This window comes from Candidatus Zixiibacteriota bacterium (assembly GCA_016933955.1).
Lineage (GTDB): Bacteria > Zixibacteria > MSB-5A5 > GN15 > PGXB01 > JAFGTT01.
In genome coordinates this window covers 125,146-141,994 of the sequence record JAFGTT010000027.1, presented here as the reverse complement: position 1 = coordinate 141,994, position 16,849 = coordinate 125,146, and the positions used below count along the sequence as shown (strand labels likewise).

General features: G+C 47.2%; 12 protein-coding genes and 1 tRNA gene. 7 read left to right on the top strand and 6 right to left on the bottom strand.

Going from position 1 to position 16,849, the window contains the following annotated elements:
* The first annotated feature begins 51 nt into the window (after positions 1 to 51).
* The 5 genes from JXQ28_09570 to JXQ28_09550 all read left to right on the top strand — a co-directional run bounded on the left by JXQ28_09570 (position 52) and on the right by JXQ28_09550 (position 4,953).
* Complete coding sequence (locus JXQ28_09570; GenBank protein ID MBN2277981.1) at positions 52 to 2,397, top strand: MMPL family transporter; 2,346 nt, start codon at positions 52 to 54, stop codon at positions 2,395 to 2,397.
* 14 nt (positions 2,398 to 2,411) lie between these two features.
* Complete coding sequence (locus JXQ28_09565; GenBank protein ID MBN2277980.1) at positions 2,412 to 3,215, top strand: outer membrane lipoprotein-sorting protein; 804 nt, start codon at positions 2,412 to 2,414, stop codon at positions 3,213 to 3,215.
* A 15-nt stretch (positions 3,216 to 3,230) separates the two neighbouring features.
* Positions 3,231 to 4,490: a hypothetical protein gene (locus JXQ28_09560; protein ID MBN2277979.1), complete on the top strand. Its 1,260-nt coding sequence runs from the start codon at positions 3,231 to 3,233 to the stop codon at positions 4,488 to 4,490.
* A gap of 14 nt (positions 4,491 to 4,504) precedes the next feature.
* Entirely contained in the window at positions 4,505 to 4,699 is a 195-nt protein-coding gene (locus JXQ28_09555; protein ID MBN2277978.1) for a DUF2892 domain-containing protein, read from the top strand.
* Between the two features lie 168 nt (positions 4,700 to 4,867).
* Positions 4,868 to 4,953 (top strand) — tRNA-Leu (locus JXQ28_09550).
* A 16-nt stretch (positions 4,954 to 4,969) separates the two neighbouring features.
* On the opposite strand, the gene JXQ28_09545 is transcribed toward JXQ28_09550, so the two are convergent.
* Together JXQ28_09545 and JXQ28_09540 are read right to left on the bottom strand one after the other, a co-directional pair.
* The gene (locus JXQ28_09545; GenBank protein MBN2277977.1) at positions 4,970 to 7,018 is read right to left on the bottom strand and encodes a hypothetical protein; all 2,049 of its coding nucleotides are present in this window, start codon (positions 7,016 to 7,018) and stop codon (positions 4,970 to 4,972) included.
* 11 nt (positions 7,019 to 7,029) lie between these two features.
* Entirely contained in the window at positions 7,030 to 7,989 is a 960-nt protein-coding gene (locus JXQ28_09540; protein ID MBN2277976.1) for a Gfo/Idh/MocA family oxidoreductase, read from the bottom strand.
* Positions 7,990 to 8,289: 300 nt separating this feature from the next.
* On the opposite strand from JXQ28_09540, the gene JXQ28_09535 reads away from it, so the two are divergent.
* Together JXQ28_09535 and JXQ28_09530 are read left to right on the top strand one after the other, a co-directional pair.
* Positions 8,290 to 9,825 (top strand): TldD/PmbA family protein, encoded by a 1,536-nt coding sequence (locus tag JXQ28_09535; protein MBN2277975.1) that lies wholly within the window; start codon positions 8,290 to 8,292, stop codon positions 9,823 to 9,825.
* Positions 9,826 to 9,880: 55 nt separating this feature from the next.
* Complete coding sequence (locus JXQ28_09530; protein MBN2277974.1) at positions 9,881 to 11,203, top strand: TldD/PmbA family protein; 1,323 nt, start codon at positions 9,881 to 9,883, stop codon at positions 11,201 to 11,203.
* Positions 11,204 to 11,271: 68 nt separating this feature from the next.
* Here the strand turns inward: JXQ28_09530 and JXQ28_09525 are convergent, their stop codons facing one another.
* From JXQ28_09525 to JXQ28_09510, 4 genes are all read right to left on the bottom strand, one after another.
* A complete protein-coding gene (locus JXQ28_09525; protein MBN2277973.1) occupies positions 11,272 to 12,615 on the bottom strand; it encodes a hypothetical protein in 1,344 nt (447 codons plus the stop codon).
* Positions 12,616 to 13,058: 443 nt separating this feature from the next.
* Complete coding sequence (locus JXQ28_09520; protein ID MBN2277972.1) at positions 13,059 to 14,345, bottom strand: hypothetical protein; 1,287 nt, start codon at positions 14,343 to 14,345, stop codon at positions 13,059 to 13,061.
* Positions 14,336 to 14,779, bottom strand: coding sequence for a hypothetical protein (locus tag JXQ28_09515; GenBank protein MBN2277971.1), 444 nt, complete (start codon positions 14,777 to 14,779; stop codon positions 14,336 to 14,338). The genes JXQ28_09520 and JXQ28_09515 overlap by 10 nt, the downstream gene beginning before the upstream one ends.
* Positions 14,780 to 14,956: 177 nt before the next feature.
* On the bottom strand, positions 14,957 to 16,633 hold the full coding sequence (locus tag JXQ28_09510) for a fructose-bisphosphatase class II (GenBank protein ID MBN2277970.1): 1,677 nt from the start codon (positions 16,631 to 16,633) through the stop codon (positions 14,957 to 14,959).
* Positions 16,634 to 16,849 lie beyond the last annotated feature (216 nt).

The window sequence follows — 16,849 nt, the reverse complement described above, 5'->3', positions numbered from 1 at the left end:
TTTCCTTTGAAATCCTATCTAATGGACTAAATGCCAAAAATCGGAAAGGATTTGAAAGTGAGAAAAATTTTTACGGAATTTTCAATTAACAACCCGTGGGTCGTTATTTTCGGGGTTTTGATTATCACCGTATTCTTTGCGGCTCAACTGCCCAATATTAAAATCGACACCGATCCGGAAAATATGCTTGAAGCGCACGAGCCGGCGCGGGTTTTCGATCATCAGGTCAAAGAGGAATTCGCCATTCATGATTTCATAGCGGTCGGTGTTGTTGATGAGAAGGGTGCCTTTAACAAACAGATCCTGACCAATGTGTACCATATTATGCAGGAGGTCGCCAATATCGACGGAGTCATTGCCGACGATATTCTGGCTCCTTCATTTGTCGATGATATCATTCAGAGAGACGGGATTATGACTGTCAGGCCGCTCCTGGAAAAAGAACCGGAAAGTGATGCCCAGGCGCAATTCATTTTAAGCCGGATTAAGGATAATCCGATTTTGCGCGGTAAACTGGCCTCGGATGACGGTGAAGCGATTGCCATGTTCGTGCCTATCGAGGCCAAGAATATGTCGCATCGTATCGCCGGGGAAATTCAAACCATTATAGATAAATATTCCACCGGGGAGAAATATTTCATTGCCGGTTTACCGTTAGCCGAGGACAGTTTCGGGGCTGAGATGTTCCGGCAGATGGCGGTCAGCGCCCCGCTGGCCGGTTTAATCATATTCCTGCTGATGCTGGCTTTCTTTAAAAATTTCAAGATTGTCCTGGCTCCGATGATTGTGGCGGTGTCTTCGGTCATCTGGGCTATGGGGCTTTTGATTATGACCGGCAACACGGTTCATATAATGAGTTCCATGATCCCGATCTTTCTGATTCCCATTGCCGTTCTCAGCTCCATTCATATCATTTCGGAATTTCATGACCGGTACCAGAAATACAAACACAAAAAGACGACTATCCGCAACACTATTGAAGAGCTTTTTATCCCTATTCTTTTTACTACGGCGACGACCATTGTGGGATTCCTGTCACTGGCTATGACACCAATACCGCCGGTCCGGGTTTTCGGTATATTCGTAGCCTTCGGAATCGCCGTGGCATGGTTTTTATCAATCACCTTCAATCCGGCCTTTGCGGTTTTAATATCCGATAAAACCCTCAGGAATTTCGGCAAGATTAAAGAGGATGGCCATGGCCTGCTGGCCAGGATCATGCACCTTTTCCGGGGCTTCGATCGCCGTTATTATAAGGCTATTCTGCTGGGGACATCGGTGATTATTGTGGTCGCCGCTATCGGACTGAAGATGATAATAGTCAATGATAACCCCGTCAAATGGTTCAAAGAAAACCATCCTTTGCGGGTGGCCGATGCGACTTTAAATAAACATCTGGCCGGGACTTATATGAATTACCTGGTTCTGGATGGCGGTGAAGATGATGCCATGAAGAATCCGGAGACCCTGCGATATATCGAGAGAATGCAGCGGTCTCTGGAAAAGAATGGGGTGATCGGCTCGACCACCGGATTGACCGATGTCGTCAAGAAAGTCAGTTATGAATTGTTCGATGGCGACAGCTCCAGATTTGCCATTCCCGGTAACCAGGACGAGGTGGCCCAGGATTTATTCCTGTTCGAGATTTCGGGCGGAAACCCGGAGGACTTATTCAAATTCGTTACTCAGGATTATCGCAAGGCCAATATCTGGGTCCAGATGCGGGAAGGGGATAACCAGTCGGTTAAGTCAGTAGTTGACAGCCTGGATCGGTTTCTTGCCGCAAATCCGCTTCCGGAAGGAATGAATATTAACTGGGCCGGACTGCCCTATGTCAACATAGTCTGGCAGGAGAAAATGGTAGGGGGGATGCGCTCGGCCTTGCTGAGTTCGTTTGTCGTGGTTTTTGTCATGATGATTTTCCTTTTCCGCTCCGTCCTGCTCGGGTTCCTGTCGATGTTGCCGCTCAGCATCACCATCATGGCCATTTATGCGGCCATCGGATTTATCGGCAAACCGTACGATATGCCGGTGGCGGTACTGTCATCGCTGACCCTTGGATTGTCGATTGACTTTGCCATTCATTTTATCAAACGCTCGAAATACATCCATGAACGAACCGGTGATTTCAGGAAAACCTACCCGGAGATGTTCGAAGGGTTGGCACGGGCCATTGCCCGTAATGTTCTGGTAATCGCCATCGGTTTTGTGCCCATGTTTTTTTCCTCGCTGGTGCCGTATATCACGGTCGGATCATTCTTCTTCGCCATCATGATGGTCTCCGGGGCGGTGACGATGATTCTTTTGCCGGCGCTGTTTATTGTTTTCCGGAAACGGCTGTTTCCCTTTAAAGAGATCGAACAGCCTGAAGTCCATGAAAAAGTTGTAAATAATTAGTAATAATGGAGGTTATGATGAAACTGCATCATATTATTCTGACTCTGATGGTTCTATTCCTGACCTGGACGGTTAAATCTGCGGCTCAGGACAATGCTGAAGATTTGATGAAAAAGGCTCACCTGGTGATGTTCTATTCCGGTGATGATGGCCTGACCGATGTCACCATGAAGATCGTCAATTCCGGGGGCAAGGAACGCGTTCGGGAATTTACCATGCTTCGCAAAGACCTGGTTGAAGGCGGGAAGCAGGATTACTATACATATTTTCGCCAGCCCCATGATGTCTCCCGTTTATCATTCATGGTTCATAAAATCCCCGATGCCTCGGATAATCGCTGGTTGTATGTTCCGGCGGTCGATCTGATCAAACGTATTTCAGCCGATGATAAAAACTCCAGTTTTGTCGGCTCCGATTTCACTTATGAGGATGTTTCCGGGCGGCACTGGACCGAGGATAATCATAAGCTTCTCCGCGAGGATACTTATAACGGCCGGGCCGTTCATGTGGTAGAATCGATTCCCAAAGAAGCTTATAAAGGTTTCTCCAGGAAAATTACTTTTATCGATAAAGAATATTTGCTTCCGGTCCTGGAGGAATATTACGACAAGAAGGATGAACTGGAACGTGTTTTTACAGCCGGGAATATCACCGCGATCGACGGTATTATGACTCCGACCTTGCGGAAGATGGAAAATGTCAAAAAAGGCCAGTATTCTACGGTGGAATTCAATAATATCAAGTACAACGTCGGAATCGAGGAAGACATTTTCAGCGAACGTTATCTTAAGAATCCGCCGCGCCAGTTTATCAAGTAGGGAGGGGTAGAGATAATGCTTAATAAAGTTGCCAGAGGTTTTGCGGCTTTACTGCTGTTCCTCTTAGCGATACCCATGACCGGGGCCGGTGAGACATATTTCACCGGTTTCCTGCAGGGGCTTTACGGGGGCGGCCTGGACAGCAATAATCCGACGTCGTCGGAGATGACGGCCTCGGAAACAAGGCTGCAATTGCGAATGGAATCGTTTTCAAATTCCGCCGAATTTTTCGGGCGGCTGGATTTCACCTATGATGATTATTACGAACCGGCCACCGATTTGGAATTACGGGAAGGATTCGTTAAGTTCAAATTGGGCGGCAAGTTCGATTTTCAAATTGGCCGCCAGATTATCACCTGGGGAACCGGTGATTTGATATTCATCAACGATGTTTTTGCCAAGGATTATCAGTCGTTTTTCAACGGCCGTGATGATCAGTATCTCAAGGCCCCGCAAAACGCTCTGCGGGCATCCTTTTATTCAGCGCCGGGGACATTCAATATCGTTTTCACGCCCCGATTCACTCCCAACCGAATCCCGACCGGGGAGCGGTTAAGTTATTATAACCCGATGGCAGGTGAGATCGTCGGGGGATCGGACTATTATTTCGAAGGACGAATGCCCGAGGCCGAATTCAAAAACAGTGAAATCGCGGCTCGTTTCAGCCGCTATATCGGAACCGCCGATCTGGCCCTTTATTTCTATCATGGATTTTATAAAAATCCAACGGGGATAGATATGATGGCAATGGAGGCTTTTTACCCGCGTTTGAATGTATATGGCACCTCGGTCCGGATGCCGATCCTGGGCGGGATTGCCTGGCTGGAATCCGGCTATTTTGATTCCCGTGACGACAACAGCGGCGATGATCCCACCGTACCCAATTCCCAGTTGAGCAGTTTGATAGGCTTTGAGCGGCAACTGACATCCACCCTGACAGCCAACCTGCAGTACCAGAATAAATACATGATCGACCATGATAAGTATGTCAATTCCCTGGTTCCGGGGATGATCAGGGTCGACGAAATGTATCACCTGATTACCGCCAGAATAACACAACTTCTTCTTATGGAAACCGTCACTATTTCGGCCTTCGGGTTCTATTCGCCATCGGATGAGGATTTTTACGGGCGCTTTTCTGTCAGTTACAAATATACCGATGCCCTGACTCTGGCGGCCGGGGCCAATATTTTTGATGGTACCGAAGATTATACCGATTTTGGGGCTTTCAAGCAAAACGATAATGTTTATATCAAAATTACCTACGGGTACTGACAGGAGAAAAGAAGATGACTTTGGAAGGCAGTATCAGACTTCTGGCCGGAACGCTGGTGCTAATCTCGGTAGCAATGGGATATTATATTTCTCCCTATTGGTTTATATTGACCGCCTTTGTCGGACTCAACCTGGTACAATCGTCCATTACCGGATTTTGTCCGGCCGAGATGGTGTTTTCCAGGTTGTTTTTCAACGAGAAAAAGTAATTCGGGTTCCATTTCGCGGCGTTTTTTTTTCGAGTATTATAAAGCCTGCCTGGAGTAAACGGGCGGGCCTTTTTTTGTTTTTTTCCGTGATCGATTGCCGGTCACATGGTCCAAAAAGCTCCTTGCTTCTCATGGAGGAATAATGTAAATTGACGCCGTCCAATTCAAGCCGGAGTGGTGGAATTGGTAGACACCAGGGACTTAAAATCCCTTGCACCGCAAGGTGCGTGCCGGTTCAAGTCCGGCCTCCGGCATTCAATAAAATGGTTTTTATTTTCCCATTGATTCTTTGATAATCCTGATTCGTTCCAGAAGAGCCGAATCGGAGCCGGTTTTAAGATACCGGTCAAAGAAAAGCATGGCCCGATCCCGGTCCTCCAGCAACAAACCAAGACACCCCAGTTCATAATTGGCCGTTTCGGGAAAGATTTCTACCGAATCCGGCAGGGCCAGATAATACTGCCGGGCCGTATCCGGTTGATTCTGATTGAGGTATATATTGGTAAGAAGCATATAGGGGAGGGGATTAAGGCGATCGTAAGCCAGGCTTTTTTGGAAGTACGAAAGGGCTTTCAGAGTATCCTCCAGTTGAAGATAGGCCTGACCGGTATAGTAGGCATTATCCGAGCTGTACGGATTGAGCGCATCGGCGATTTCCAGAAGCGCAACAGCTTCGCGGTTTTGGCCCTCCAGCAGACGAATTCGCGCCCTGGTCTGATAAGACCGGAAAAAACCGGGATTATTCTGAATGGCCAAATCAAGATAACTTTCAGCCTTGCGTAAGTCTCCGTTTATCAGGCAACGCTCGCCATTTTTATGCATCTCGATTTCAGGGAAATTAATAGCGCAGTATCGGCGCAATCGCTCGGCCTCGATTCGGCTTCCCTGGTTTTCTATTATAGGTATGATGGAATAAAGTCCGCTCCGGCCGTGTTTGGGATCCAGCGACATCATGCGGACGCTGTAGGTGTACATGCCGGTTTGGGATAGGTTCACCGCCAGCCAGGGAATAAAAACTGCCAGACTCAGAATAATCAGCATAAGGGACGCGGGTTGAAAGCAGGGGTGCTTTTCAAACCATCTGACCCAAAGACATATTCCGGCCGCCTGAATCCCGATAAACATGACCGACATCAGATCCCAGTCGCGGGCCATGCCCAGCTTGGGCTCGATCAGAATGGCGACCATAAGTCCGGACACGCAGGCCGACATCAGAAACAGGGCCGCTCCGGTTTTCCAGGGTCCGGTTGTTATCCGGCTTTTGACGAAAAAGGCCAAAAAGGAGACGGGCGCGAGAAATAGACCAATATTCAACAGATCGACAATATGCTTGATGGAAAAAAGAAAATAACCATCGGTCGTGAAACGACCGGACAGCGGTGGCAGGAATATGGTTTTCAATGACAGTGAACCAAACACCACTATGGCGGCGTAAACTACAAGAATAATTATCGCCAAGTATGCCATAAGCGGTTTGATTTTTCGGGAAAGTCTCAGCCCGAATTCCGGCCGCGAGATAATAAAAAAAAGATATATGACATAAGCCGGAAAATAGATCAGGCTGATTTTATGCATGATTACCGCAATCGGAAAAGCGAAAAGAGGAATAATCGAGCGCCGGCCGCGATAAAGGGCCGCGGCCGCTGATATCAGAAACAGAAATAAAAAGCCACTTGCAATCGAATAGGTCTCTACATAGCCAAAAAAGAGGATAGTCGAGGCCAGGAATAAATTTAATAGAATGAAAGTATAATAGCCGAATCGAGTGGTGGTTATCTTTTGCCCGTATATCAGCAGGGTTGCAATAAATAAGATTCCCGATATGATCGAGAGATATTTGAAGGAATAATAAACATCCAGCTTATCTCCGGAACCAAGTAATCCTGCGAGGAACTGATGCAGTTTCATATCGCCGATGGATTCGCTTTTAAGAATCAGGTTAGGCTGGGCCAGATTGGATATCAACTGGTATCCATCTCCAAGGAAGTGAGTCCTCACTGAAAGAAAATAAAACCCGGCTGTGGCGGCGACTGCAATCAGGATGGGATAAAGGTAATCCCGGGGCGACCTTATCGGTTTGATATCACCCCCGGCTTTAAATATGAGAGGCGTCCTGTTACCCCGGCGGTAGAGCCAGTATGCGGCAATTAAAAGAACGGGGTAAAGAGCAAACATCCCGGTAACATAACCGGCCTGATTAACACCCCATAGTCTTGATTCAGTGAAGAACGAACCGATCAGGCGGATACATATGATAGCAACAACGGCGGGAAAGACAATCTTAAGGAGAATATCCGTTTGCTTCTTTTTTCGTGCCACTGGCCAACCGTTTACCTTTTGTTAAGAGTTTTCATAAACGGGTGAGAATTATCGGAAAGCCCGAGCGGCGTGGCATTGCGAATAGCGTGAACAAGCTCGATTGACGGCCGGGCATCATCCAGACCGAAACCCCGACCGGCCAGGGTTTCCTGATATACCATGGTATGCAGATCGGTAAATCCGCCGGAGAATTCGATTTCTTCGCCATCGATGGTAATGGAGCGGAAAGTCCGCTGTCCCCCGGCCTGGATTCCTTGCGGGAGATCGTTTTTATCGATAGAAAGAAACCATTGTACCCTGGCTCGCTCCAATTCGATAAAACCGCCCGTTTTTTGCGGGGTGGATACATGGACTTCGCTGTGCTCCACGGTGCCGAACAACCAGATAAGCATATCGAAAAAGTGGATGCCAATATTGGTGGCCAACCCGCCGGATCGTTCCAGCTGACCTTTCCATGAAGCCAGATACCAGGGGCCCCGGGAGGTGAAGTAGGTCAGGCAAATATCCCTTTTGGAGGCGGGCGGATTTTCATCGAGTTTTTTCTTGAGCGCCACAATCGAGGGATGAACCCGCAACTGGAGGATGGTGAATATTTTCTGTTTATGCTCAATCTCCAATTCCTGCAGGGCATCTATATTCCACGGGTTCAGTACCAGGGGCTTTTCACAGATGGCATCAGCGCCGATCCGAAGAGCGAAGCGGGCATGAGCATCATGAAGATAATTTGGTGAACAGATACTGACATAATGTATTCGGGATTGATCCCCCTTGCGACGAAGCATTTCGATATGACGATCGAATCGTTCGAATTCGGTAAAGAAGCGGACGCCCTCAAAATACGAATCGATTATACCGGCCGAATCATGGGGGTCAACGGCGGCCACCAGGACATTGCCCGTATCCTTGATGGCTTTCAGATGACGCGGGGCAATATATCCGGAGACACCGGTCAGGGCGAAATTTTTAGGCATTTATAATCCTCATGGTTATTAATTACAATTCGGTTAAACTAACCTGTCCCAATAAGATTTTCGACCTATTATACACTAATTTAAGCCAACAGCAAGTAAATTGGGAAGATATGAATAATTAAAATATTAGGTTATTAAAACCAGAGGAATTATTATTCAAAATGAAATTGCAAAAATGTTAAAAAAATGAATCCTCAAATAATATCGGACCGTCTAAGATTATATGAGAGGACTGCTTTCCAACAACCACACAAATACGCCTTTTAAATATTCCAAATAGGAGATAATGTAATGTCGGGAATGACGCGAAGGAAATTTATCGAAACAGGTGCCAAAGGAATCGCCTTGGCCAGCATCCCGCTGGTTTTCCGAGCCAATCCATTGGCGGCCTTCACCGGGCCGGATGAAGTCACGGGCGGCTTGAGTGACTACTACGGGCACTTTGGAGTTGATGAAGCGATAATCCGCAAGGTTATGGGGGCGGCTCTGGAGCGAGGCGGCGATTACTGCGATATCTTCTTTCAACACACCATCAGTAACGATATCGGCCTTGAGGATAACATTGTCAACCGAGCCTATTCCAGTATTGATTACGGGGTCGGTATTAGGGTGATCGAGGGCGATCAAACCGGATATTCATTTACTGAGGAAATAACCCCTGAGGCAATGATCAAGGCCGCCAAAACCGCTGCCAATATTGCCAACGAATCGAAGAATATCCCCCCGGTTTCAATGAAGTTGCGGGAAAGCGCCGATTATTATCCGATCAAAACCCGCTGGGAAGATGTTATCATTGACCGCAAGATACCCTATTTGAGGAAAATCAATGATCTGGTACTGGCCAAAGACAGCCGCATAATCAAATCCCGGATCTGGTTTTCCGATGAGGCATCATATATCCTGGTGGCCACCTCCGATGGCGTAATCGCCTATGATTATCAGCCGATGACGATGCTTTATGCGACGTGTAATGCCGAGGAAAATGGTAATCGGGAACAAAGTGGTTACAGCCTTGGCGGGCGTTATGGGATTGAGCATTTTACTGAAGAAAATATAGGGCGTTTGGCCGATATGGCGGTCAAGCGAACGGTTGGACTTTTTAAGGCCATAAAACCGGCAGCGGGGGAGATGGAAGTGGTTCTTGCCCCCGGAAGTTCGGGAATCCTGCTCCATGAGGCCATCGGCCACGGCATGGAAGCGGATTTCAACCGCAAGGAGATTTCGATTTTCTCCGATAAAATCGACAAGCCGGTGGCCGAAAACTTTGTCACCATTATCGACAACGGTACCAATCTCAATACTCGCGGGTCAATCAATATCGATGACGAGGGTAATCCTTCACAACTAACCTATCTGGTGAAAGACGGAATCCTGCGGAGTTATCTTCATGACCGCATTTCCTCACGCCATTATGGAGTTAAGCCGACCGGCAACGGACGCCGGCAGTCATTTCGCTATCCGCCCATTCCACGGATGCGCAACACTTATATGGCCAACGGACCGCATAGCCGTGAAGAAATTATTAAAAGCGTTAAGAAAGGGCTTTATGCCGAATCTTTTACCAATGGCGAGGTTCGGATCGGTCCCGGTGATTTTACATTCTATGTAAAATCCGGCTACATGATTGAAAATGGCGAATTAACCTACCCGGTCAAGGATATCAATATCATTGGTAATGGCCCGGACGTCTTGAAAAAAATCGTTATGGTGGCCGATGACCTGAAACTTGACGAAGGAGGCTGGACCTGCGGCAAAAACGGTCAGATGGTGCCGGTTTCACAAGGACTTCCGACGGTCAAGGTCTCATCCATAACAGTCGGAGGAGTCAATGCCTGACCTGATATGGCAGGAGTGGTGATTTGTAAGTCAATGATAATATGGGACATATATTATGAATAATAAAGAAATACTTGAGCTGGCCCACTGGGTGATCGCGCAGGCCAAAAAAGCCGGGGCCGACGATACGGCGGTCAATCTGACCAAACAAAGATCAATTGAAATCGGTTTCCGTGACCGAAAACTTGAAGAATTGACCGAATCGACCCAGAACTCACTGAGTCTGGATATTTATTCCGGGGGGAAATATTCAAGTCATTCCACCAACGACTTAAGACGCGGGGAACTGGAAAAATTTATCAATGAAGCGGTCTCGATGACCAAATATCTCAATGAAGATCCATTTCGGACTTTGCCTGATCCCAAATATTATACGGGGCAGGAGAATATTGATCTGAAGCTGATGGATGCCGAATATGAGAAGATTGAATCCAATCAGAGGGTGGATATCGCCCGGGAAATCGAGGATACCGCTCTTGGTCAAAGCGACCGGATAATATCGGTTAATTCGGGTTACAGCGACGGGCATTTCATGACCGCCAAGGTACACAGCAACGGTTTTGAAGGATGGCGGGAGGAAAGCTCTTATTCGGCCGGGGTTTCGGTTACGATTCATGATGATGGCGATGGCCGTCCCCAGGATTATGAATGGGTTGTGGTCAGATTTTTAAGGGATCTGCCGCCGCCGAGTAAACTTGGAGAAAAGGCCGTAGAAAGATCACTGGAAAAAATAGGCCAGACTAAAATGCCATCCGGGGTTTATGATATGGTCGTGGAAAACCGGGCGGCGAGTCGATTGCTGGGCAATCTTGGTGATCCTCTTCGCGGCCGTTCTCTGCAACAAAAAAGCTCCTTTCTTGAGGGTAAGCTGGGGAGTAAAATCGCTTCAGAGAAATTCACCGTGATTGACGATCCCCTTATAATCGGCGGTTTAGGATCCCGTCTGTTCGATGGCGAAGGTATGGCCACCAGACGGAGGCTGATTATAGACCACGGGATTTTAAAAGAGTATTTTATTGATACTTACTATGGCAAGAAGCTGGGTATGGAGCCGACTATCGGATCGCCCACCAATGTGGTTTTCGAATATGGCGATAAATCCGCGGAAGAAATTATCAAGGATATCAAGAAGGGCATTTATGTCACCTCTTTCATAGGTGGCAATTCGAACTCAACTACAGGAGATTTTTCGACCGGGATAATCGGGATGTATATCGAAGACGGAAAAATTATCAAACCGGTCAATGAAATGAATATTTCAGGCAACCAGATCGATTTCTGGAATCAACTGGTCGAGGTTGGTAACGATCCGTATATTTATTCTTCCATGCGTCGGCCGACCCTGCATTTTCGGGATGTTCAATTCAGCGGCATTTAGTTTGGTTCTGATGGCAGAAAAAAAGGGAGCGGAATTCTGCTCCCTTTTTATTTTAAAGCATCCCCGTCTTAACAGGGGGCCGGACCACTCTTGTAGAGGTAATTTATCAGATAGGTCGCATCCAGAATGTTGGTGGCGCCGTTGCAATTGGCGTCCCCGGCTCTGGCCGGTATCGGGGCCGGGCCGCTTTTATATAGGTAATTTATCAAATAGGTTGCATCCAGGATATTTACCGATCCGCTTCCATTAGCATCACCATAAACAAAGCTGTCGATAAAGACGCTCAGGGCATCAGACCAATTCGATTCAAAACCCCAGCTGTCTTTGGCCTGGGCCTTGACATTGTATGTCCCCTCATCGGCCCATTGATGGCTCTGAATACAATCGGTTCCGGAATCGTAAGGTCCAAACCAGCCCGTAGTATCGCCTTCTTCCCAGCAGAAGCGGTAATAGCACTGGTTTTCCTCGACATCGGTCGTATTGGCGGCATAATTGTAATTGACTCCAAAATAACCGTCGGTTTCACCGGTCGGAATAGCGGGATCGGCAGGGGGGGAATTCTGGGCCAGTCTAACTTCAAGATTGAGACTCCCTTTGCTCATGGAAGTTATTTCTACCGACATCCCAAAAGTCTGGACCTCCCTGGCGCCACAGGCGGTAATTTTGTTGCCGAGATTCCAATAATAATCGCTGCCAACTTGAACCTCATCGCCGCCGTCGAAATAGGTCGATGGAACCCAGTGAAGATTATAATCATCCATCCGAATATTGGCTTCAGCATTCATGTCAATAACCATTGCCGTATAGAAAAAGGGATGATCGAGAATGGTGTAGGCCTGATACATGGAGGTATTCATGCCCGGGCAACTGGGACACCAGGTGGCCGTACCTTCCTCAGCAAAAACAGTGTGAGTAAAATTGGCATTGTAGACATTAAACCACTGGGTGTCGGGTTTTGCAGCGGCGGCGGCATCAGAATAATAGGCATCAAATGGCCAGGCACTTCCGCCCAGAGTATCGGACTGGCCCGGATGTGATTCGGATATATTGAACAGGGCGGCAATGATCATAATGTTGTCCGATTCGAATGTCCCGGTCCATGAAGCCGTTTTGGTGTATTCCTCGGTGCCGGTCAGATTAATTTCTTCGTTTACCGCAAAACCGAGAAATCCGAAATGGTATTCATTCCCGTTATAATCATCCCATCGGGAATGCGGTTCCACCACATAGACTCTAAGCCGGCCCGCATAGCCTTTACTATCAGCGGTAGTAGCGGCCGGTGTGGTGATGGGCTGGTATTCGGTGTTCCTCTCGACTTTGCAGACACTAATCGAATTGGCAAAGGCGATAGATACCACCAGAGCGATACAGGCAAGAAAAACAGCCAGAACCTTTAACGCAGGGCCTCTCATAACACACTCCTGTAAGTTAAATAAACATTGAAATTTTATAATTTCCTTTATTCAAAATAACCGACCAGATAACTGGTCACATCTCGGGAAAGACCATAGTGGATTTTCGCCAGTTATAAGTAATATGTTGCGGGCTATAGGTTTCCAATAAGCCGGCAGGTGTGGTTAATATATACAAAATATATCTTTTTTTTACCAATTGTCAAGGATTATGAAGGCATCAGGGTCGATTCTTATGATGATTTTTTAACCATGGAATTTCATTAAAAGGCATGCTAAAAATATAGTTTACTTCAAAGTATGTATTAACCGTTGAACTATTGCCTTTCTATTGATATGATCACGCTATCAAAAATGATAACAAAAAATAAGGCCGATTAGTCATGACGACTGAAAATCGGCCCAAAAGAAAAACAGGATTTTCTTTTATACTCCGGGAATCGCTATTTTCTCATGGTCAGGCCCAGCGAAAGGGCAAAATTGTCGTAATCATAAAGATCGTTGGAAGAATTATTATGTGAGATATTGATCTCGAATGAAGGTTCGATAAATAGCCCGGATCGAAAAACGAGAGGTTTTCGGATACTGCAGAAGAATTTATTCTGTTCGTCATGCCGATCACGAATCATCCGTGGAGGGGGCGGGATGGAATTATCCGATTTGCGCTCCTCCTCACCCTTGAGATAGTCCTTTTTCCAGTATCCGGCCCCGGCGGTGATAATGAAATTGGGCAAAATATAAGATTTGATGGTTCCGGTTACGGATTCACCCTCATAGACCGAGGTCCACGGTGATAGAAACTGGTTGGACAATCCGGCGATAATAATATCGTCAGGGCTTTCGAATGAGCGATAGATATAGGTTATATTGATTCCGAATTTGGAACCGATTGGCCGCGAAAGGCGCGGTGAAAAATAGTACGATTTCAGGCTCCCGTCGATCAGGGTGTCTTTATTGGGGTTGAGATAATCGCGCGGGATCCAGGTAAAATCATCCCAGTATTTCAATATGGAATCTTTAGGAGGACGGGCATAGGTCAGATTCATTTTGGAATAACCGCCCTCAAAATCAATGACATTTGACCAGGGAAGAGTGATATTACCTCCGAAAAAGATTTCATAGGTATCGTTATCACCGGAAATATCGAAGGTCTGTTTGACCGTGGCGGTATCGTCATCCTCCTCATTGGTGTAATCGGTGGAATTGAATGAAAAACCGGAACGAAGCATTATCCGGCCGCACAACCGATAACCAAGTGAGAAATCCGCAGTCAGGTTATCATTGTTGAACTTTTCATAGCCTTCCATATACGACTGAGTATTGAAACCGGCCCTGATAAACATGATAAAATTTTCATCCTGACAAACCGGCACTAAGTGAATATTGACGCTGGTTTTATTATTACTCAGATCAATGGCGTTGTATCGGATAACCGTCGAATCGCCTTCGGTGGTGGTATCGGCATCGATTACAGCCCCGTCGTATTTCATATAATCATTGATCAACTCAATTTTCATAAAAGAATAGGGAATGAGGTTTAGGGTCAGTTTGGCTTTGCCGAAGGTATCGTCTATTGCCGAAGTATCGAATCGAAGGTTATCGGTATATCCGCCGGCTGTCTGAAACTCGGCTGTGATATCGGCTGATACTCTCATTCCGGCAAGGGATATCAGTACCATTATTAAGATTATCCCGCCCTTCACGATTCCAAAAAAATTGTTCAGTGACATACACCTCCCACACATCCGCCCCCGCCGCTGATATCATTAATCCCGACTCCGGTTCCCGATCCAAAGCCCTCTTCGGAAGTGAAACCGCATCGATTTTCCGAAAGGCCCCGGGCATTGAACTGGTTGGTGTTGAATAAATCCGATGTTTTCAATATTCCCTCAGGAATCTCGGCCGGGTCAAGTCCCCTGGAAAAATCAATCAGGCCGTTCGACTTATCGGTCGGTCGAGGAGCGACTTCGGCGGCGTTTGGATCGGCGCCGTTGGGAATACCGTCGCCATCATCATCGGCGGCAATATCATCGAAGCCATCGCCATCCCGATCAATAAAAACAGCTTTTCCGGAATTTTCTGCGGCATAGATGTTTGATCCATGACAGAATATCAAACCGAATAAACAAAGGAGGACAAAAAGCAGAGTGGTTAGTTGCTTCATACAAGATTTCCTTTCACAGTCACGGCATTGGCATAATCAAGACCAAATATATCACAAAAGACGGATGGCGTCAATAATAGATATAAGCGAGTAATTATTGCGGCCATGATCATCATGCAAAAGGGACGGTTTGAAACCGTCCCCGATAATGTTCATGATAAACGACCTCACATCAAATCAATCGGAATTGGTAAACCATTCCGGGGCCATCCGCTCGGTGGTCTCGACAATTTCGAGATTTCTTTCCTTGAGCGCATCCCGTTCGATCAGTCCCCGGACGGCTTTATGCAGGAGAACCATTTTATCCCGGACGGGAATCAGGGCCGGATAATATTCGTTATTGAAAAAGATTCGGAATCTTTTGCGCGCCACCGGGTCTTCCAGCATCCGACCAATAGCCTTCTCGAGTTCCTTGCCTTTCAGATCAATCAGTGCTTCTTTGGGGCTCTTTAATAGATCGGCCGTATGTTCCAGACTGTTTTTGGTTTTAAATACAAACTGCCATAGCGACACAGTGCCCAACGAATTGATAACCAAAACATGGACTTTGATACGATTATTTTCGCGGTCAATTTCGACCCCTTTCATGAAGGGGATGAAATAGTTGTCAGTAATGGCGCCGAAAGCGCCTATCCCGCCGGCATATGGATCCTCGACAATATCGAAGATGGTAAAGTAGGGTTTTCTTTCGAAGCGGGCATCCTGAATCATAATAAATTCATCTTCGGTGAAATGGAACCGTTCTTTCCACTGATCATCGGGTGAGAGATTTTTATTAGTCAGCGATGATTGGCTGGTCAGCATCCCAAGCGCCTGTCCACCTCGCCAAACCAGCGGTAGAACCCCAATAGCCCATTCGGCCGAGCCGCCGATTTCCCCAATCATGGAATTCAGGCCGCGGCCATCGGGAAACTTGACGCCATCCAGACCGAGAATCATCCCGGGCATAAGATCACCATCTTTATCGAATGGAGTTGCCACTCCGGCCGCATTGAGCATCTCCATTGCCGGATAATGGCGCGGTCGATCAAGAAAGAAAGAACTTAAATCCTCAATCCGGGAATGGCCATACGACCGGGCAATAACCTCGGCCGCCTCGACCAGATTTAATTCGCGGGGGTTGAATTCATGAAAATGAGCGCCGCTCATCCAGCGCTGAACATAAATATCGGGCAAATGACGTTTGACATGGGATTCGGTGACAAAGAGAGCGGTCATACTGGAATGTGTCCCCATAATTGATTTGGTCGTTCCCTCGACAACATCCGACCCCATCGATAATAAAGTGACATCGCGCGGCATCATCAGACCGTACTGCATGCGATGCTGCTTTTTCCCGAAAACCGCGCCGACGGCAATGGTTGGATTGCCGCCGGGTTCTTTGCCCGGTTTTACCCGAACACCCTCGGTAATGGTTGATTCTATCAGGATTTCCTCGCCGGGCGGGAAAGTCTCGGTTGTCAGTTGAAGAACCTCGGCCATGATCTGAGCCGCAGTGCGGTCATTGGTCCGTTTGAGATCGTTCTTTATATCCGAGGTCAGTTCCTTTTCCGAATAGCGCTTGACGCTGGCCCGTCCATGAATCCCGACGGCCATGGCAGGAAGAGCCGCCGAAAGGATTACCGACTGACGTAATTGCCGGTTTCTCAGGGCGCCCAGGTTCGATTTATAATTCACCTGTCCGCCGAGAGTAGTTATTTCACATGATTCCAGGATGATATCATAGAAGGCCAAAACCGCTTTGTGTCGCTGGTTGAATTCGACCAGCTGGTCGGCAGTAAAGGGCTCCCGATCCTGTCTGCCATTGTAAACAATCCGCTGATCAGCGATATTATATCTCAGACTGCTATCCATTATACCCTCATCACTTAGGATCAATCAGAAAACGGCCCGATACAGGCGGTCGATTTTTGGTTTTGCTCCTGGCCGCATATTGAATCCAGGCCCGTCTCCAATGGTCTATTCTAACAGGTTTCTACTCAAGATTATTATATCCGGTAAAAAAAAGCAACTTTTTAAATGGGGCATGGTAATAATAAATATGGGAATTTCTAATCAACCGTCTGGACT

What these genes read in the sequence shown, in the direction of transcription:
- JXQ28_09525 (MBN2277973.1), bottom strand. Translation starts at nt 12,615, where the DNA reads ATGAGAGGCCCTGCGTTAAAGGTTCTGGCTGTTTTTCTTGCCTGTATC.
- JXQ28_09555 (MBN2277978.1), top strand. Translation starts at nt 4,505, where the DNA reads ATGACTTTGGAAGGCAGTATCAGACTTCTGGCCGGAACGCTGGTGCTA.
- JXQ28_09535 (MBN2277975.1), top strand. Translation starts at nt 8,290, where the DNA reads ATGACGCGAAGGAAATTTATCGAAACAGGTGCCAAAGGAATCGCCTTG.
- JXQ28_09560 (MBN2277979.1), top strand. Translation starts at nt 3,231, where the DNA reads ATGCTTAATAAAGTTGCCAGAGGTTTTGCGGCTTTACTGCTGTTCCTC.
- JXQ28_09540 (MBN2277976.1), bottom strand. Translation starts at nt 7,989, where the DNA reads ATGCCTAAAAATTTCGCCCTGACCGGTGTCTCCGGATATATTGCCCCG.
- JXQ28_09520 (MBN2277972.1), bottom strand. Translation starts at nt 14,345, where the DNA reads ATGTCACTGAACAATTTTTTTGGAATCGTGAAGGGCGGGATAATCTTA.
- JXQ28_09515 (MBN2277971.1), bottom strand. Translation starts at nt 14,779, where the DNA reads ATGAAGCAACTAACCACTCTGCTTTTTGTCCTCCTTTGTTTATTCGGT.
- JXQ28_09565 (MBN2277980.1), top strand. Translation starts at nt 2,412, where the DNA reads ATGATGAAACTGCATCATATTATTCTGACTCTGATGGTTCTATTCCTG.
- JXQ28_09530 (MBN2277974.1), top strand. Translation starts at nt 9,881, where the DNA reads ATGAATAATAAAGAAATACTTGAGCTGGCCCACTGGGTGATCGCGCAG.
- JXQ28_09510 (MBN2277970.1), bottom strand. Translation starts at nt 16,633, where the DNA reads ATGGATAGCAGTCTGAGATATAATATCGCTGATCAGCGGATTGTTTAC.